The organism is Luteimonas marina, from assembly GCF_007859325.1.
Taxonomy (GTDB): domain Bacteria; phylum Pseudomonadota; class Gammaproteobacteria; order Xanthomonadales; family Xanthomonadaceae; genus Luteimonas; species Luteimonas marina.
The window spans coordinates 315,695-334,200 of record NZ_VOHK01000005.1; the positions used below are offsets into that span (position 1 = coordinate 315,695).

At 70.6% G+C, this 18,506-nt stretch carries 15 protein-coding genes; 9 read left to right on the forward strand and 6 right to left on the reverse strand.

What is annotated here, in order from left to right; genetic code table 11:
* Positions 1-11 precede the first annotated feature (11 nt).
* The 6 genes from nirB to FQY83_RS13075 all read left to right on the forward strand — a co-directional run bounded on the left by nirB (position 12) and on the right by FQY83_RS13075 (position 8,214).
* The gene (nirB, locus tag FQY83_RS13050) at positions 12-2,483 is read left to right on the forward strand and encodes a nitrite reductase large subunit NirB (RefSeq protein ID WP_146388396.1); all 2,472 of its coding nucleotides are present in this window, start codon (positions 12-14) and stop codon (positions 2,481-2,483) included.
* A 2-nt stretch (positions 2,484-2,485) separates the two neighbouring features.
* Entirely contained in the window at positions 2,486-2,851 is a 366-nt protein-coding gene (gene nirD / locus FQY83_RS13055) for a nitrite reductase small subunit NirD (RefSeq protein ID WP_146388397.1), read from the forward strand.
* Positions 2,852-2,984: 133 nt separating this feature from the next.
* Positions 2,985-5,753, forward strand: a complete 2,769-nt coding sequence (locus tag FQY83_RS13060; protein ID WP_146388398.1) for a nitrate reductase — start codon at positions 2,985-2,987, stop codon at positions 5,751-5,753.
* Between the two features lie 80 nt (positions 5,754-5,833).
* Positions 5,834-6,580: a uroporphyrinogen-III C-methyltransferase gene (gene cobA / locus FQY83_RS13065; RefSeq protein WP_192906713.1), complete on the forward strand. Its 747-nt coding sequence runs from the start codon at positions 5,834-5,836 to the stop codon at positions 6,578-6,580.
* A 90-nt stretch (positions 6,581-6,670) separates the two neighbouring features.
* Positions 6,671-7,408, forward strand: coding sequence for an SDR family NAD(P)-dependent oxidoreductase (locus FQY83_RS13070; protein WP_146388400.1), 738 nt, complete (start codon positions 6,671-6,673; stop codon positions 7,406-7,408).
* A gap of 74 nt (positions 7,409-7,482) precedes the next feature.
* Positions 7,483-8,214, forward strand: coding sequence for a UPF0149 family protein (locus FQY83_RS13075; protein ID WP_146388401.1), 732 nt, complete (start codon positions 7,483-7,485; stop codon positions 8,212-8,214).
* A 170-nt stretch (positions 8,215-8,384) separates the two neighbouring features.
* On the opposite strand, the gene FQY83_RS13080 is transcribed toward FQY83_RS13075, so the two are convergent.
* The 4 genes from FQY83_RS13080 to FQY83_RS13095 form a co-directional block, all read right to left on the reverse strand.
* A complete protein-coding gene (locus tag FQY83_RS13080; protein WP_146388402.1) occupies positions 8,385-9,320 on the reverse strand; it encodes a hypothetical protein in 936 nt (311 codons plus the stop codon).
* A 556-nt stretch (positions 9,321-9,876) separates the two neighbouring features.
* On the reverse strand, positions 9,877-10,893 hold the full coding sequence (locus tag FQY83_RS13085; RefSeq protein ID WP_146388403.1) for a 3-oxoacyl-ACP synthase III: 1,017 nt from the start codon (positions 10,891-10,893) through the stop codon (positions 9,877-9,879).
* A 235-nt stretch (positions 10,894-11,128) separates the two neighbouring features.
* Positions 11,129-11,440: a DUF4156 domain-containing protein gene (locus tag FQY83_RS13090; RefSeq protein WP_146388404.1), complete on the reverse strand. Its 312-nt coding sequence runs from the start codon at positions 11,438-11,440 to the stop codon at positions 11,129-11,131.
* 115 nt (positions 11,441-11,555) lie between these two features.
* Positions 11,556-14,420: a M16 family metallopeptidase gene (locus FQY83_RS13095; protein WP_146388405.1), complete on the reverse strand. Its 2,865-nt coding sequence runs from the start codon at positions 14,418-14,420 to the stop codon at positions 11,556-11,558.
* Positions 14,421-14,558: 138 nt separating this feature from the next.
* Here FQY83_RS13095 and FQY83_RS13100 point away from each other — a divergent pair, with 138 nt between their 5' ends.
* The 3 genes from FQY83_RS13100 (at position 14,559) to FQY83_RS13110 (ending at position 16,681) form a co-directional block, all read left to right on the forward strand.
* Positions 14,559-15,266 (forward strand): SDR family oxidoreductase, encoded by a 708-nt coding sequence (locus FQY83_RS13100; RefSeq protein WP_146388406.1) that lies wholly within the window; start codon positions 14,559-14,561, stop codon positions 15,264-15,266.
* Positions 15,267-15,306: 40 nt separating this feature from the next.
* On the forward strand, positions 15,307-15,777 hold the full coding sequence (locus FQY83_RS13105; RefSeq protein WP_146388407.1) for a tRNA (cytidine(34)-2'-O)-methyltransferase: 471 nt from the start codon (positions 15,307-15,309) through the stop codon (positions 15,775-15,777).
* 343 nt (positions 15,778-16,120) lie between these two features.
* Positions 16,121-16,681 (forward strand): OmpO family porin, encoded by a 561-nt coding sequence (locus FQY83_RS13110; protein ID WP_146388408.1) that lies wholly within the window; start codon positions 16,121-16,123, stop codon positions 16,679-16,681.
* A gap of 246 nt (positions 16,682-16,927) precedes the next feature.
* On the opposite strand, the gene FQY83_RS13115 is transcribed toward FQY83_RS13110, so the two are convergent.
* Together FQY83_RS13115 and secB are read right to left on the reverse strand one after the other, a co-directional pair.
* Complete coding sequence (locus tag FQY83_RS13115) at positions 16,928-17,953, reverse strand: NAD(P)H-dependent glycerol-3-phosphate dehydrogenase (protein WP_146388409.1); 1,026 nt, start codon at positions 17,951-17,953, stop codon at positions 16,928-16,930.
* A gap of 3 nt (positions 17,954-17,956) precedes the next feature.
* A complete protein-coding gene (gene secB, locus FQY83_RS13120; RefSeq protein ID WP_146388410.1) occupies positions 17,957-18,493 on the reverse strand; it encodes a protein-export chaperone SecB in 537 nt (178 codons plus the stop codon).
* Positions 18,494-18,506 lie beyond the last annotated feature (13 nt).

Sequence of the window (18,506 nt, forward strand, 5' to 3'; positions counted from 1 at the left end):
AGGACACGACGATGAAAAAGCCACGCCTGGTGGTGGTCGGCAACGGCATGGCCGGCATCCGCACGCTCGAGGAGCTGCTGAAGCTGGTGCCGGACATGTACGAGATCACCGTGTTCGGCGCCGAGCCGCACCCGAACTACAACCGCATCCTGCTCTCGCCGGTGCTCGCCGGCGAGCAGGACTTCGACGAGATCGTGCTCAACCCGCTGTCGTGGTACGCCGACCACGGCATCACCCTGCACCTGGGCAAGGAGGTGACGAGGATCGACCGCGTGCGCCGCAAGGTGATCGCGTCCGACGGCACCGAAGCCGAGTACGACCGCCTGCTGCTGGCCACCGGTTCGGTGCCCTTCATCCTACCGATCCCGGGCAAGGACCTGACCGGCGTCATCGGCTACCGCGACATCCACGACACCCAGGTGATGATCGATACCGCCAGGCGCAAGCAGCATGCGGTGGTGATCGGCGGCGGCCTGCTCGGGCTGGAGGCGGCCAACGGCCTGAAGCTGCGCGGTATGGCGGTGACCGTGGTGCACCTCGCCGGCTGGCTGCTGGAGCGGCAGCTCGATCCGGTGGCCGGCGCGCTGCTGGAGAAATCGCTGGTCGAACGCGGCCTGGATTTCCGCCTCAACACCTCGACCACCGAAATCCTCGGCAACGCCGCCGGCGAAGTCGCCGCGGTGCGCTTCTCCGACGGCGAACAAATCCCCGCCGACCTGGTGGTGATGGCCGCCGGCATCCGTCCGAACACGACGCTGGCGCAGGCCGCCGGCATCCACTGCAACCGCGGCATCGTGGTCAACGACACCTTGCAGACCTTTGATCCGCGCGTGTACGCCGTCGGCGAATGCGCCAGCCACCGCGGCATCGCCTACGGCCTGGTCGCGCCGCTGTTCGAGCAGGCCAAGATCTGCGCCAACCACCTGGCCACCTACGGCATCGGCATCTACAGGGGCTCGGCGGTGTCGACCAAGCTCAAGGTCACCGGCATCGACCTGTTCTCCGCCGGCGACTTCATGGGCGGCGAGGGCAGCGAGGAGATCGTGCTCTCCGATCCCGCCGGCGGCCTGTACAAGAAGCTGGTGATCCGCGACGACAAACTCGTCGGCGCCTGCCTGTACGGCGACACCGGCGACGGCGCCTGGTACTTCAAGCAGATCAAGGACGGCGGCGCGATCGGCGACCGTCGCGACACGCTCGCCTTCGGCGAAACCGCGCTGGGCGATGCCGGCACCGGCGGCCAGGACCGCGTGGCGAACATGGCCGACTCCGACGAGGTCTGCGGCTGCAATGGTGTCTGCAAGGGCACGATCGTCAAGGCGGTGCGCGAGCAGGGCCTGTTCACCGTCGACGACGTCAAGAAGCACACCAAGGCGGCGAGCTCCTGCGGCTCGTGTACCGGCCTGGTCGAGCAGATCCTGATGAACTGCCTGGGCTCGAACTTCCAGGAGACGCCGAAGACGAAAGCGGTGTGCGGCTGCACAGACCGCACCCACGCCGAGGTGCGGCAGGCGGTGCGCGAACACCATCTCGTCAGCCACGCCCAGGCCTACGCCTTCCTGGAATGGCGCACGCCCAACGGCTGCGCCACCTGCCGCCCGGCAATCAACTACTACATGCTCTCGACCTGGCCGCGCGAGGCCGTGGACGATCCACAGAGCCGCTTCATCAACGAGCGCGCGCACGCCAACATCCAGAAGGACGGCACCTTCTCGGTGATCCCGCAGATGAAGGGCGGCGTGACCAACGCCAGCGAACTGCGCCGCATCGCGGATGTGGCCGACAAGTACGCGGTGCCGATGGTCAAGGTCACCGGCGGCCAGCGCATCGACCTGCTCGGGGTGAAGAAGGAGGACCTGGTCGGGGTGTGGAAGGACCTGGGCATGCAGTCCGGCCACGCCTACGGCAAGTCGATCCGCACGGTGAAGACCTGCGTGGGCAGCGAGTTCTGCCGCTTCGGCACCCAGAACAGCACCCAGATGGGCATCGACCTGGAGACGATGCTGGCCAACATGTGGAGCCCGCACAAGGTGAAGCTGGCCGTGTCTGGCTGCCCGCGCAACTGCGCCGAATCCGGGATCAAGGACGTGGGCATCATCGCGGTGGATTCGGGCTGGGAGATCCACGTCGGCGGCAACGGCGGCATCAAGACCGAGGTCGCGCGCTTCCTGTGCAAGGTCAGGACCGCCGACGAGGTGAAGGAGACCACCGGCGCCTTCCTGCAGCTGTACCGTGAGGAGGCCTACTACCTCGACCGCACCGTGCACTACATCGAGCGCGTCGGGCTCGACTACATCAAGCGCAAGGTGGTGGACGACGACGACAACCGCCGCGCGCTGTTCGAGCGCCTGCTCTACGCGCTCGAAGGCCTGCCCGACCCCTGGGCCGCGCGCATCGCCGGCGCGCAGCCGCGCGAGTACGCGCCGCTGAAGCTGGCGACGCCCGGATCCGATCGGCGCATCGCCGTGGCGCTGGAGGACTGACGATGACGACCATCGACACCTGGGTGCGCGTGTGCGCGATTGACGAGATCCCGCTGCTGGGTTCGCGCGTCCTGCAGTGCGACGAGGGCGACGACATCGCCCTGTTCCGCCCCGCCGACGCGCGCGTGTTCGCGCTGGCCGACCGTTGCCCGCACAAGGGCGGGCCGCTGTCGCAGGGGATCGTCAGCGGCGACACCGTGACCTGTCCGCTGCACGGCTGGAACATCGGCCTCGACAGCGGCCAGGCCTGTGCGCCGGACGTGGGCTGCGCGCGGCGCTATCCGGTGCGCGTGGTCGACGGTGAGGTGTGGCTTCAGCTCGCGGCGATGACGGAAGCGACCGCGGAGACGGAGGAGCAGGCCGCATGACATCCTTCCCGGAGATCCCTCCTTTTGCCCGTCATTCCCGCGAAAGCGGGAATCCATGGACGTTCGGCCGTGAAAGGCAAGGTCCATGGATTCCCGCTTTCGCGGGAATGACGGAGTTTGTCGAAGCGGCCTGATGGACGGCACCGAGGCTCCGCGCCTGCCGATCGAACGCCGCAGCACGCGCTCGACCTGCTGCTACTGCGGCGTCGGCTGCGGCGTGCTGATCCACGGCGCGCGCGACGCGCAGGGCCACGAGCGCATCACCGGCGTCGAGGGCGACCCGCAGCATCCGGCCAACTTCGGCCGGCTGTGCAGCAAGGGCCGCACCCTCGCCGACAGCGCGCGCAGCCTGCACGGCCGCGTGCTGCAGCCGGAGTTGCGCCGGCAGCGTGGCGAACCGCGCCGTCCGGTGGACTGGGGACTGGCGCTGGACACGGTGGCCGAACGGCTGTCGGGCATCGTCGAACGCCACGGCCCCGACGCGGTCGCGTTCTACATCTCGGGCCAACTGCTCACCGAGGACTACTACGTCTTCAACAAGCTGGCCAAGGGCCTGCTCGGCACCAACAACATCGACACCAACTCGCGCCTGTGCATGTCCAGCGCGGTCACCGGCTACAAGCTCGCCTTCGGCGCCGACGGCCCGCCGACCTGCTACGAGGACCTCGAACACGCGAAGACGGTGCTGTTCGCCGGCAGCAATGCGGCCTATGCGCATCCGGTGCTGTTCCGGCGGCTGGAGGACGCGAAGGCGCGCGATCCCGGCGTACGCTGGATCGTGATCGATCCGCGTCGCACCGATACCGCGGCGATGGCCGACCTGCACCTGCCGATCCAGCCCGGCACCGACGTGGCCCTGTTCAACGGCATGCTCCACCACCTGATCTGGGAGGGCCTGCTCGACCAGCGCTTCATCGACGCGCACACGACGGGTTTCGCCGAACTCAAGCAGCTGCTGCGCGAGTACACGCCGCGCATGTCGGCGGAGATCTGCGGCATCCCCGCGAACGACCTGGTCACCGCCGCCGAGTGGTTCGGCCGCAGCCCGGCGGCGCTGTCGCTGTACTGCATGGGCCTGAACCAGTCCGCGCACGGCACCGACAAGAACCTCGCCCTGATCCACCTGCACCTGGCCACGGGCCAGGTGGGCCGGCCCGGCGCCGGTCCGTTCTCGCTCACCGGGCAGCCCAACGCGATGGGCGGGCGCGAGGTCGGCGGCATGGCGACGATGCTCGCCGCGCACCGCGAGATCACCGATGACGCGCACCGCGCCGAAGTCGAGGCGCTGTGGACGCTGGCGCCGGGCACGCTGTCGCCGAAGCCCGGGCTGGCGGCGGTGGAGCTGTTCGACGCCGTGCGCGCAGGCAAGGTCAAGGCGGTGTGGATCGCCTGCACCAACCCCGTGCACTCGATGCCCGACATCGGCCAGGTGCGCGAGGCGCTGCAGCGCGCCGAGTACGTGATCGTGCAGGACGCCTTCGCCGACACCGACACCGTGCCCTACGCCGACGCCCTGCTGCCGGCCGCGACCTGGGGCGAGAAGGACGGCACCGTCACCAACTCCGAGCGCCGCATCTCGCGCGTGCGCGCGGCGGTCGCGGCGCCGGGGCAGGCGAAGCCGGACTGGTGGATCGTGCGCGAGGTCGCGCGTCGGATCGAGGCGCGGCTGGCCGCGCCGGGCGCCGCGCCGCTGTTCGCGGCCGACGCGCCGGCCGCGATCTTCGACGAACACCGCGCGCTGACCGTCGGCCGCGACCTCGACATCGGCGGGCTGGACCACGCGCGGCTGGACGACGACGGCCCGCAGCAGTGGCCCTTCCCCGCCGACGCCGCGCAGGGGCAGGCGCGCCGCTACGGCGATGGCGTGTTCGCCACCGCCGACGGCCGCGCGCGCTTCCACGTCACGCCCTACAGGCCGGTGGCCGAACAGACCTCCGCGCGCTTCCCGCTGCGCCTGCTCACCGGCCGTCTGCGCGACCAGTGGCACGGCATGTCGCGCACCGGGCGCGTGCCGGCGCTGTTCGCGCACAGCCCGGAGCCGGGCCTGCGCATGCATCCGGACGACGCCGCGCGCCGCGGCCTGAAGGCCGGCGAGCTGATGCGCATCGTCAGCAAGCGCGGCGAACTGGTGCTGCCTTTGGAACTGTCCGACGAAGTGCTGTCGGGCACGGTGTTCGCCGCGATGCACTGGAGCGGGCAGTACCTGTCCAGCGGCGGCATCAACGAGGTCAGCCAGCCGGCGGTGGACGCACGCTCGCGCCAGCCCGAGCTCAAGCACGCCGCGGTGCGGGTGGAAAAGGCCGCCTTCGGCTGGCACCTGCTGGCCGCGCGCCGCGGCGACGCGCTGGCGCTGCGCGCGGCGGTGCAGCCGCTGCTCAGGGACTGCGGCTATGCCGGGCTGTCGCTGCAGGCCGATCCCGACGCCGACGACGACGCGGCCTGGCTGGTGCTGCGCGCGGCGGCCACCGACGCCATGCCCGCCGAATGGCTGGCCGCGCTCGACGAAGCGATGGCCCTGGCCGCCGGCGCCGACACGCTGGAATACCGCGACGTCCGCCGCGGCCTGCTCAAGCGCGTGGCCTGGCGCAGCGACGACGCCGGCAGCTTCATCGACGGCCTGCTCTGGACCGACGCCCGGCCCGGCGGCGACGCCCTGCTGCGCAGCGCGCTCACCGGCGCCGCCTGGCGCGGTCCGCGGCTGGCGGCGTTCTCGGCCCTGGCCGAAGTCGCCCGCGACCCGGTGGTCTGCGTCTGCCGCCAGGTCACCGAATCGGCGATCCGCAGCGAAGTGCGCAACGGCGCCGACGTGGCCGCGCTCAAGCAGCGCCTGGGCTGCGGCACCGTCTGCGGCTCCTGCGTTCCCCAGCTCACGCAGTTCGTTCGCCAGGCCGCGAGCGCATGACCCCCACGGACTTCCCGGAGGCAACGATGGCAACACCCGCGTCCAATGAACCACGCGCACCGCGCCGCATTCCGGAAGAAGTGGTGCTGCTTTCCGCCGGCCCCGGCGACCTGGAGCTGCTCACCCTCAAGGCCGTGCGCGCACTGGCCGCGGCCGAGGTGCTGCTGCTCGACGAACTGGTCAACCCCGGCATCGTCGAACTCGCACCGCTGGCGCGCGTCGTGCGCGTCGGCAAGCGCGGCGGCTGCCGCTCCACGCCGCAGGACTTCATCTGCCGGCTGATGCGACGCTGCGCGCTGCAGGGCCAGCGCGTGGTGCGGGTGAAGGGCGGCGAAGCGCTGCTGTTCGGCCGCGCCGGCGAGGAGATCGCCTTCCTGCGCGCGGCCGGCGTGCCGGTGACGATCATCAACGGCATCAGCGCGGCGTTCGCGGCCGCGTCCTCGCTCGGCGTCTCGCTCACCCATCGCGACCACTGCCACGGCATCACCTGCGTCACCGCGCACACCGCCGACCACGGCGAGCCGGACTGGGCCGCACTCTGCGCCACCGGCACCACGCTGGCGATCTACATGGGCATGCGCCGCATCGAATCGCTCGCCCGGGCGCTGCTGCGGCACCTGCCCGCGTGCACGCCCGTGGCCGTGGTGCAGGTCGCCAGCCAGCCAGGCGAATGCCGGCTGCTGACCACGCTGCACGCGCTGGCGCTGGAGGCCGCCGGCCTCGTTCCGGGCGCACCGGGCGTGATCCTTGTCGGCCCGGCCCTGGGCGAGGCCCAGGCTGCCGCGCAGCCTGCCGCAGCTGCACGCAGGAGCGTGGGGCAGGCGTGATCGCACGCGCGTTCGCACCCGTTTGATGCCGATCAATGCGTGACCGCGCCGGCCGGGCGATGGTGGCCCTCCATTCGACAGGAGCCGGACATGACCCTTCCCCTCGCAGGCAGGACCGCCCTGGTCACCGGCGGCGCGCGCGGCATCGGCGCGGCGATCGCGCGACGGCTGCATGCCGACGGCGCCAACGTGGCCATCACCGACGTGCTCGCAGACGAAGGCCGCGCGCTGGCCGCCAGCCTCGGCGAACGCGCGGCCTTCTTCGAGCACGACGTCGCCTCCGACGATGCATGGCGCGAGGTGGTCGCCGCGGCCGTCGCCGCGTTCGGCGACCTGCACGTGCTGGTCAACAACGCCGGCATCTACGAACCCGGCAGCATTGCCGACGCCGACCTGGCCGGGGTCGAGCGCCAGATCCGGGTCAACCAGTTCGGCAGCTTCCTCGGCATGCGCCACGCACAGGCGCCGATGCGGGCGGCCGGTGGCGGCAGCATCGTCAACATCAGCTCGATCGCCGGACTGCTCGGCTTCCCCGGCGCGGCGGCCTACGTCGGCACCAAATGGGCGGTGCGCGGCATGACCAAGACCGCCGCGGTGGAGCTGGCGCCCGACCGCATCCGCGTCAACTCCGTGCATCCGGGCTTCATCGAAACCCCGATGATCGGCAAGAACAGCGACGAGGCCAACCAGGCCGGCATCGACGCCACGCCGCTCAAGCGCGTCGGCCAGCCCGACGAGATCGCCGCGGCCGTGGCCTACCTGGTCGGCCCGGGCGCGGAATTCGTCACCGGCGCGGAACTGACCGTGGACGGCGGCTGGGTGCTGTAGCGGATCCATACCTGAAGGGGCCACGGCCGGCGGCACGGACTACCATGCACGCCTTCCCGCAGGATGCCGCCGCCATGTCCACGCCACCGCCCTACCTCGACGACGCCCAGATCGAACGCCTGGCCGAGCTGCTGGAGCAGCGCGCGGTGCCGTTCAAGGGATTCAACCTCGAGGCGCTGGACGGCTTCCTGACCGCATTGGTGGTGGCGCCGTCGCCGGTGCCGCCGGGCGAATGGGAGCCGGTGGTGTGGGGCGGCAAGCCGCCGCGCTGGGACAGCGCGGAGGAAGCCGGCCAGGTGCAGCTGCTGCTGGCGGGCCACTGGAACATGTGCGCAGCGCGCGTGCGCCACGGCGAAGACGACCTGCCCGACCACCTCGCCCCGCTGATGTGGCTGCCCGAGGACCCGGAGCTGACCGGCGAGGAAGCCCTGCACGAGGACGAACTGGACGTCGGCCACGACTGGGCGCTGGGCTTCTTCGAAGGCGTGGCGCTACGCGAGGCCGAGTGGGACGGCTGGCTGGACGCGAACGACTGGATGGAAGAGCTGTTCGACCTGCTCGACCGCCTCGCCACCGGTGAAGTGCTCAACCCGGAAGATCCCACCGCCGAGGCCACCCCGCTGGGCTACAGCGAGCGGCTGGCGATCGTGGTCTCGCTGCCCGGGATGCTGGCCGACCTCAACCACCACCGCGTCGACGCCCTGACCCCGCGCGACCCGATCCGCCGCGACCCCGCCCCCGGCCGCAACGACCCCTGCCCCTGCGGCAGCGGCAAGAAGCACAAGAAGTGCTGCGGGGCGCAGTAAGCGCGGTGATCGGGCAGCACTGATCAGGTCTGCTGCTGATCCGGGCCGGCATCCGGGCCACGTCGCACTCGCATCGACGGGCAGTCACCGTCACCTTGGCAAGCCCGGAGACTCACGTTCTCACGGCTCCGCGTTCCGAAACGCGCCGGAGGCAGGCCGGGACGACATATTCAGATCACCTGTTGCCCTGGACCGGTCGACTCCTCTGGCCCGGAGCGGACGATCAGTGCATCGCGCAGTTTCGCGTCCATCCCGCTCCACATTGCCGCGTCGGCGGGGGCTTGGCGCAGGTAATCGAGGATTTCCAGTCGCTGCCTGCGCAGCGCCTGCAGTACGACGACATGGATGACGTGGTAGAGCGATGCGATGTCGCCCTGCCAGCCGTTGGGTGGCGCTTCGCGCAGGCGGTACCCGCCCATGCGCACCGTCCCCGGCAGCCACAGCATCGGGCCACGCCGTTCCCGCTGCAGCGGAAGCGACAGGACAGCACGGATGTCCGACTCGCGGGTCGGACTCATCCCGAACAGGTCGGCCATGTACGAGAAACGGTTGTTCTTCGCCCAGGGCAGGATGCTGCGCCACATTTCCATGACGTCGTCGCAGGACAGGATGTCCAGGCGCAGCCCGTTGGACACGCGCTTGGACCAGGACAGCATCAGGTGCAGCGAGATCGTGTCGATATAGTGGTTCGGACCGATGCGGACGTGACGGCCGCCGTTGATCGCATGGACGCAACGCGCCCCGGACCCTTCAAGCTCCACCTGCGGGTTCCAGGCGACCTTGCTCGTGAGCACCCATTCCAGCCTCTGGTGGCGCGATTCCTCAACGCACGCGGAGGGCGGCCCGGCGGTCTCGATCACGCACTTCCTGGACATGATGTCGTAGTACTCGCGGTCCAGCTCGTGCAGCAGCTTCGCGCGTTCGATCCGCCGCCCCTCCTCGGCGGCCTTCTTCTGGCTGCGGTGAATCAGGGCGTAGGCGACGAGTGCCGCGCCAAGCGCGAGCAGGAGCTGGAAGGCATCGGCGTCGGGCTTGGCGTTGAACCCCAACAGTCTGACGCTGCCGGCCAACCAGTCAAATACCGGGAACGACGAACCGGACGACATCGGCAGATCTCCCCCCTGCACATCATGAGCGCCATCCCCATGGGCGCCGCCGTGGATCCTGCCCGGCCGACCCACAAGATACAAGCGCGCGTTGCCGGAGCAGCAAGAAGGGAACGAGGCCAGTCGACCAGATGCCGGGGCGAGCGGGCCTGCGCCGTTGCCTCAAGGCTCTTCCGCCGTCATCGACTCGTCGACGTGCTCCGCTTGCGGCGGCAGCAGGCTGGCGCCAAGGAAGCCACATACGCATCGTGCGTGGCCTTCAGAAACGTCATTTCGTCCTTGCCCACGTCGCGGTCCTCCAATGCGCTGCGCGCCTGCCGCCGGTCCGCATTCCCAGAATTCGGAAAAGGTTCGGGAAAAGAAAATCCCCGCGCATGTCCCTGGTGATCCGGCCTGCAAAACCGGAGTGCAGGCGCGGTCTCGGCCGCGACCGGCCGCTCGCCAGGGCCGGTCGGCTCGAAGCCGCTCCTGCGGGGACTGGACCGATGGGCCGGAAACGACGAGGGCCGGTCAACCCGGCCCTCGAAGGATCAGAAGCATTGGCGGTGCGGGAGACTCACCACACCACTTCGGCCATCGAGCAGTTCAGCCCCGAGCCGATGCCGAGCAGCGCCACGCGGTCGCCCTTCTTCAGGCGGCCCATCTCGCGCAGCTTGCTGAGCACGATCGGGACCGAGGCCGGGCCGATGTTGCCGTGCTCGCCGAAGATGGTCATGACCTTCTTGGGGTCGATGCCGATGGCCTTGGTGAAGGCGGCGGTGTGGACCTTGCTGACCTGGTGGATGACGAACTGGTCGAGTTCCTCGACCACCCAGCCCAGCGCCAGCTTGGCGGCGCCGAAGGTCTTCTGCGAGAGCTTGATGCCCTCGATCAGCAGCATGCGGGTGTCGGTGACCATGCCGTCGAGGTTGCCGCGGCAGAGCTTGTTCCACTCGGTCGCGGCGCGGGTCACGCCGCCGCGGTAGCGCGGTGCGCCCGGGGCGAGTTCGGCGCGGGCGAGCACCATCGCGGCGGCGCCGGAGCCGAGGGTGAGGGTGGCCAGTTCGTTGCGGAACTGTTCCTCGGTGGCGTCGGCGCTGGCCAGGCGGTCGAGGGTCTTCTCGTAGGCCAGGTCTGCGGTCTCGCCGTCGACGATCAGGGCGTAGTCGATCTCGCCGCGCTCGATCATGCGGCTGGCGATGTCCATGCCGTTGATGAAGGCCAGGCAGGCGTTGGCGACGTCGAAGTTCTGGCAGGTGTCGGGCAGGCCGAGGTTGCCGCTGACGATGCTGGCGGTGGACGGCTCGAGGTAGTCGCGGCTGACCGAGGTGTTGACCAGCAGGCCGACCTTGTCCGGGTCGATGCCGGCGTCGGCCAGCGCCTTCACGCCGGCAAGCGTCGCCACTTCGGAGGCCTGCACGCCTTCTTCCCACAGGTAGCGCGAGTGGATGCCGGCGATCTCGCCGAGCACGTCGGTGCGGATGCCGAGGCGGTCGAGGGTCGGCTTGAGCCGGGTATTGATCTCCGCGGAGGAGAGCCGGCGCGGGGCATCGATGTGGGCGAGGCCGGCGATGGCGACGTGTTGGAAGAGCATGGGCTGGGCGCCGGTAACGGAGACGGAGCCGTATAGGGTACCGGCTTCCGGGGTGGGGCGCATGAAACCGGGGGTCGCGGGCCGGCGTTCGGGGTGGGACGAGGTCGCCGGGATGGTGCGGGCAGCGGGTTGCCCCCACCCCAACCCTCCCCCGCAAGCGGGGGAGGGAGCTAAAAAGCAGCGGCTTCTGACTCCCTCCCCGGCTTGCGGGGGAGGGCTGGGGTGGGGGCCCGAATCAGCGCCCGCAGCGCCAGGCCGCGAAGCGCTGGCTCCCGCCCGCCGGGTCGGCCAGCGGGTGGATGGTGTCGGCCTCGAGGCCGGGGGCCTCGTTGCGGGCCAGGGTCTCGAGTTCGTCGCGAACCTTGATCGGGTTGCGCTCGATGAAGGCGATGCTGTGCTTGACCGAGACTTCCACCTCGCCGCGCTTCTCGCAGCCCGAGGGCGGGCCGGTGACGACCTTCACCGCGCTGGCGCCGGGGGCCATGTGCACCCAGGTGCAGGCCGAGAGGGCAAGGGGCAGGGCGAGGAGCAGGGCGGTGAGGCGCATGGCGGGGGCTCCGGTTCGGAAGTCGGGGATTCTGCCGCAGGCGGGATGAATGGAGACGTGGGTGGTTGACAGTTGGTGGCCGGCCTCGCCACCAACGACGAACCACCACCCCGCCTTATTCCGCGACCTGCTTGCCGTCGGCGTCGATCACCCGCACCTCGCCCAGCCCCAGCGCGCGCACCGGTGCCTCGGTCTGCTTGAGGTCGCCCACGATCACCCAGGTCAGGGCGTCGGGATCGATCGTCTTCGCCGCCGTCATCACCTGCTCCGGCGTGATCGCCTCCACTTCGGCCTTGCGCTTGAACACGTAGTCGTCCGGCCGCCCGAAGCGGACGATGCCACCGATGGTGCCCATCACCGACCACGCGGTCTCGTAGGCGCCGGGCAGGCTCAGGGTCTGGATCGCCTTGACCCGCTCGACCTCGGCCTGCGTCGCCGGGCGCGCGGCGGTGGCGAACTCGCTGATCTCGCGCTGCATCTCGGCCACCGATTCGGCGGTCTTGTCGATCTGCACCGGCGCCGACGCCGTCCAGCGGCGCTGGCCCAGCGCGCCGCCCAGCGAGGTACGCGCGCCGTAGGACCAGTGCTTGTCCTCGCGCAGGTTCATGTTCAGGCGCGCGGTGAAATCGCCGCCGACCACGCCGTTGGCCATCTCCAGCCGCACCGCGCCCGGGTCCGTGGTCGAGGGCACCAGCTGCGCGGCGTAAATGTTGGCCTGCACCGCGCCGGGCTGGTCGATCAGGAACACGCGCGGGGCGTCGGGCAGCGCCACCTGCGGTACCGCCACCGCCTCCGGCGCCGGGCCCTCGCCGCGCCAGTCGGCGAAGTGCTTGTCCAGCAGCGGCACGATCTCGGCCAGGGTGGTGTCGCCGACCACGATCAGGGTCGCGTTCTCCGGGCGCACCCAGCGGCGGTGGAAGGCGAGCAGATCGTCGCGGGTCAGCGCCGCGATCGAGGCCTCGTCGCCGCTGCCCGAGGCCGGCGCGCCGTAGGGATGCGCCGCGCCGTACAGCAGGGCCGGCAGCACGCGCATCGCCATGCCCGAGGGCTGCGCCTTCTGCTGGCGGATGCCGGCGATCCAGGTGGCCTTGATGCGATCGATCTCGGCCTGGTCGAAATCCGGCCGGCGCAGCATGTCGGCGAACAGGGCCAGCGAGGGGTCGAGGTTTTCCTTCAGCGCGGACAGGTAGGCGTTGCCGCCGTCCAGCGCCGCGCCGGCGCCGAGGTTGGCGCCCAGCGCCTCGGCCTTGTCGGCGAAGGCCAGCGAACCGACGCCGGCCGCGCCCTCGTCCAGCAGGCCCATGGCGAAGCTGGCCACGCCGCCCTTGCCGGCCGGGTCGGAGCTGTAGCCGCCGTTGAATTCATAGCTGAACTGCACGACGGGGATGTCGTGGCGCTCGGCCAGGATCACCCCGGTGCCGTTCTTCAGCGTCGCGCGCTGCAGCGCGGGGAACTTGAGCTCCGGGAACTGCTCGGTCTTCGGCACGCCGAGGCTGCGGTCGACCGTGCTGTTCGTGGTGGTGTACTTCGCTTCCGGCGCCGGCAATTCGAACGGGGCGGGCGTGCCGGCCGGTTCCTCGGCCAGCGGGGTGCGCTCGCCCGGCTCGACGACGAGGGTGTGGCTGCCCTCGCCCAGCCACTTCGCGCCGACGGTCTTGATGTCTTGCGCCGTGGTCGCCTCGTAGTTGGCGAGCGAGGTGCGGAAGCAGCCGGGGTCGGACTCGTAGACGGTGCATTCGGCCAGCACGTCGGCCTTGCCGCCGAAGCCGCCGATGCGCTCGATGCCGCGGATGAAACCGGCGCGGATCACGGTCTTGGCGCGTTCGAGTTCTTCCGCGGTCGGGCCGTCCTTGACCAGGCGGCCGATCTCCTCGTCGATGATCGCCTCGACCTTCGCCGGATCGACGCCGTCCTTGACCGTGGCGACCACGTAGAAATTCGAGCCCAGCTGCGAGGTGCCCGCCATCGCGCTGATGTTGTCGACCAGCTTCTCGCCGTGCAGCAGGCGCGCGTCCAGGCGCGAGGACTTGGCGCCGCCGAGCACGTAGCCCAGCACCTGCAGCCGGTCGATGTCGACGGTGCCGGCCTGCGGCACGTTCCAGACGCGGTAGACGCGCGGCTGCGGCACCTTGTCCTGCATCACCTCGCGGGTGGTCTGCGGGCGCTGCGCCACGTCGACCGCCGGCTGCGCCATCGTCGGCCCGGCCGGGATGTGGCCGAAGTACTTCGCCACCTTCTCCTTCGCGGTCGCCACGTCGATGTCGCCGGCCAGCACCAGCACCGCGTTGTTGGGGCCGTACCAGGCGTGGAACCACTGCTTCACGTCGTCGAGCGAGGCGGCGTTGAGGTCGTTCATCGAACCGATGACGCTGTGCCCGTAGGGATGGTCCTTCGGGTACAGCGCGTGGATCATCTTCTGCCAGACCTGGCCGTAGGGCTGGTTCTCGCCCTGGCGCTTCTCGTTCTGGACCACGCCGCGCTGCTCGTCGAGCGCGGCCTGGTCGATCGCGCCGAGCAGGTGGCCCATGCGGTCGGATTCCATCCACAGCGCCATGTCCAGCGCAGTGGTGGGCACGTTCTGGAAGTAGTTGGTGCGGTCGGTGTTGGTGGTGCCGTTCTGGTCGGTGGCGCCGACCGCGCGGAACGGGTCGAAGAACTCGCCCTTGTGGTTCTCCGAGGACTGGAACATCAGATGCTCGAACAGGTGGGCGAAGCCGCTGCGCCCGGACGGCTCGTCCTTGCTGCCGACGTGGTACCAGATGTTGACCGCCACGATCGGCGCCTTGCGGTCGGTGTGCACCACCACGCGCAGGCCGTTGGGCAGGGTGAAGCTCTCGTGGGGGATGTCGACGACCGGCTCGTTCGCGGCGGACGCGGCGGCGGGCAGCGCGACCAGTCCGGTGCCCAGCGCGAGGCCGAGGGCGGCGGACAGCAGCGCGCGGCGCGCGGGACGGCGGAACGAGGCGGCGGTGGGCGACATGCGGCGATCCTTCTGATGCAAGATGAACGGACATGTTAACGGACCGGCCGGGGCGCCCCCCGGGCCGAAAGTCCCGGGTCGCGGGGCGACGCTGGCATGATGGCCTCGCCCGCACCCGCGCCGCCGGAGACTGCCGCCATGCCCGTCCGCCATGCCCTCGTCACCGGCGCCAACCGCGGCCTCGGCCTCGAATTCGTCCGCCAGCTGCTCACCGCGGGCGACCACGTGGTCGCCGCCTGCCGGCAGCCGGGCCGGGCCACCGCGCTCAACACCCTGGCCGGCGAACACCCCGGGCGGCTGCACGTGCTGCCGCTGGACCTGGCCAACCCGAAATCGCACGCCGAGCTCGCGCGCGAACTGCCGCTGGTGCTCGGCGACGACGGCCGCCTCGGCCTGCTGGTCAACAACGCCGGCGTGCTGCATTCGGGCGAACGCTTCGGCACGCTCTCGCCGGCGATCCTCGACGACAGCTTCCGCACCAACGCCGCCGGCCCGCTGCTGCTCACCCAGGCGCTGGCGCCGCTGCTGGCGGATGAAGCCCGGGTGATCAACCTGTCCTCGCAGCTGGGCTCGATCGCCTCGACCACCCGCTTTGGCACCCCGAGCTACAACATCAGCAAGGCCGCGCAGAACATGGCCACCGTGCTGCTGGCGCGGGCGCTGGCCGAGCGCGGGATCGTCGTGTTCGCGGCCAGCCCCGGCTGGGCGCGCACCGACATGGGCGGCGAAGGCGCCGAGCTCGAACCCGCCGAGGCCGTGGCCGGCATCCTGCGCGTGGCCGGCGGCCTCGCCGCGTCCGACAGCGGCCGTTTCCTCGACTGGAAGGGCGACCCGCTGCCCTGGTGACGCCGCGCCGCGCGACAATGCGCGGCCCCGACGCGATGGCGTGCCCGTGTTCGACCTGCTGCTGTACCAGCCCGAAATCCCGCCCAACACCGGTAACGTCATCCGCCTGTGCGCGAACACCGGCGCGCGCCTACACCTGATCCGCCCGCTCGGCTTCGACCTCGACGACCGCAGCCTGCGCCGCGCCGGGCTCGACTACCACGAGTACGCTACGCTGCGCGTGCACGACTCGCTCGACGCCGCGCTCGAGGCCATCGCCCCGCCGCGCCTGTTCGCGCTGAGCACGCGCAACAGCCTGCGCTACGACCAGCCGCGCTACGCCGAAGGCGACGCCTTCCTGTTCGGCCCGGAAACCCGTGGCCTGCCGGACGAGGTGCTCGCGCGCGTGCCGCCGACGCAGCGCCTGCGCCTGCCGATGCGGCCGGACAACCGCAGCCTCAACCTGTCGAACGCGGTCGCGGTGGTGGCCTTCGAGGCCTGGCGGCAGCTCGGCTTCGCCGGCGGCGCCTGACCGGGGGCGAGCCACCCCCTGCCCACGTTCCGTCATCCCCGCGAAGGCGGGGACCCAGTGTCTTTGCTTCTGAATTTGCAACAGTCAAGACGCTGGATCCCCGCCTTCGCGGGGACGACGGGGAGGTGGGCGACTGGGGCGAAAACGCCCCAAGCCCCGGCGCGACCAGATCGATCCGGAAAAGTTCCTGAACTCATCGGTTCACTATTCAGTCCCGGTTGCAGGCACAGGCCCAGAATGCGCGTGCCGCCCCGGGTGGAACCGTTTTCCCCGACGGTGACTCCCCCTCCCACGCCACCCGGGGCGGCCCCCACATATAAACAAGAAAGAAGAGGCACCCCCGATGAAGCGTCCCCTGCTCGCCCTGGCCCTCGCCGCCGCCGTGCCGTTCGCGGCCTCCGCCGCCGAAGGCGTCTCCTACAACTATGTCGAGGCGGGCTACGCCGCCACCAACCTGAGCGACGGCCTGCCCGACGCCGACGGCTACGCCGCGCGCGCCTCGATCGCGTTCCACCCCAACTTCCACGTGTTCGGCGACTACAGCAACCAGGAGTTCGACAACACCGGCATCGACGCCGACCAGTGGCGCGTCGGCCTGGGCTACAACCACGAGATCTCGCCGCGCGCCGACCTGCTGACCCGCATCGCCTACGAGAAGGTCGACTTCGGCAGCCTCGGCGACGCCGACGGCTGGAGCGTCGAGGCCGGCGCCCGCGGCGCGCTCACCCACAACCTGGAAGGCTATGCGCTGGCCGGCTACGAGGACGGCGACCAGGTCGACGGCGACTTCTACGGCCGCCTCGGCGCCACCGTGAAGTTCAACCGCAACTGGGGCGTCAACGGCGACGTGAAGTTCAGCGACGGCGACACCGCTTGGTTCGTCGGCCCGCGCTTCACCTGGTAAAGCGCGCCGGGCGTCCCCATCTCTCCGACAACAGGTGCTGAAAGCGACGTCGCCCCTCCCCTCTCTCTCCCGACGTCGCGACATGGCCCGGCCGGCAACGGTCGGGCTTTTTTTGATTTTGCGTCGGCGGTTGGCCCCCACCCCAGCCCTCCCCCGCGGGCGGGGGAGGGAGTCAGAAGCCGCTGCTTTTAGCTCCCTCCCCCGCCTGCGGGGGAGGGCTGGGGTGGGGGCAACCCACCGGAAGCCCTATTCGAACAGCGCGTCCGGATACTCCGGCTTGCGCTCGCGCGCCATCAGCCGCGCCAGGCCCTCGGCCGGGGTGATGTCCCCATGCAGCACGTCGCGGACGTTGCGCGAGATCGGCAGTTCCAGACCATGCCGCTCGGCCAGCCGCATCACTTCGTCCGCGGTCTGCACCGATTCGACCACCTGGCCGATCTCGCGCACCGCATCGGCCACGCTCTTGCCGCGACCGAGCGCGAGGCCGAGGCGGCGGTTGCGCGAGAGATCGCCGGTGCAGGTCAGCACCAGGTCGCCGAGGCCGGCGAGCCCCATCAGCGTTTCCGGGCGGCCGCCGATCGCGGCGTTGAGCCGCAGCATCTCGTTGAGGCCGCGGGTGACCAGTCCGGTGCGCGCGTTGAGGCCGAGTTCCATGCCATCGGCAACGCCGGTGGCCACCGCCAGCACGTTCTTCATCGCGCCGCCGAGCTCGGCGCCGCGCATGTCGCTGCCGGTGTAGGCGCGGAATTCCGGCCCGTGCAGCACGTCGGCGACCTGCTGCACGAAGGCGGCATCCTCGCCCTGCACGGTGAGCGCGGTCGGCAGGCCCTGCGCGACTTCCTTCGCGAACGACGGGCCCGTGACCACCGCCAGCGGCACGTCGTCGCCGAGCAGGTCGCCGGCGACTTCATGCAGGAACCGTCCGGAGCCCGGCTCGAAGCCCTTCGCCGCCCAGGCCACGCCGGCCTGCGCCGGCCGCAGCGGCGCCAGCGCGCGCAGGGTTTCGGTGAACGCGTGCGAGGGCACCACCACCAGCACCAGGTCCGCGTCGCGCACCGCGGCGGCGAGGTCGGTGGTGGCGCGCAGCGACGCCGGCAGCGGGATGCCGGGCAGGTAGCGCGGGTTTTCGTGGCGCAGGTCGATCGCCTCGGCGACCGCGGCGTCACGGCCCCACAGCGTGGTGGGGAAGCCGTGCCGCGCGATCAACGCCGCCAGCGCGGTGCCCCAGGAGCCGGCACCGAGAACCGCGACCGACACGGCCGGGCTCGCCATGGTTCAGGCGTTGCCGGCCGTCTCGCTGCTGGCCAGGTCGCCGTTGCCGGCGGCCGCCTGGGCCTGGCGCTGGCGCACGCCCTCGGCGTACAGCGCGTCGAAGTTGATCGGCTGCAGCAGGAACGGGGCGAAGCCGCCGGCCTGGATCAGGTCGCCGATCAGCTGGCGCGCGTACGGGTACAGCACGTTCGGGCACTGCGTGCCGAGCAGCGCGTCGAGCACGTTCGGCTCGAAGCCGGCCAGGCCGAACACGCCGGCCTGCTGCACTTCGACCACGTAGACCGTGGACGCGGCCTCGCCTTCGCCGGTCGAACAGGTCAGGGTGACGCCCAACACCACCTCGAACGCGTTCTCGCCCAGGCGCTGCACGCGCTGGTTGAGGTTCATGTTGATCTGCGGCTGGGTCTGCTCGTTGAACACGAGCGGCGCCTTGGGCGACTCGAACGAGACGTCCTTGACGTAGATCTTCTCGACGCTGAACTGCGGGCCGGTGGACTGCTGCGCCGGCTCGGCGCCGCCGTTGAGGGCTTGCTCGGACATCTTGTAACTGCTC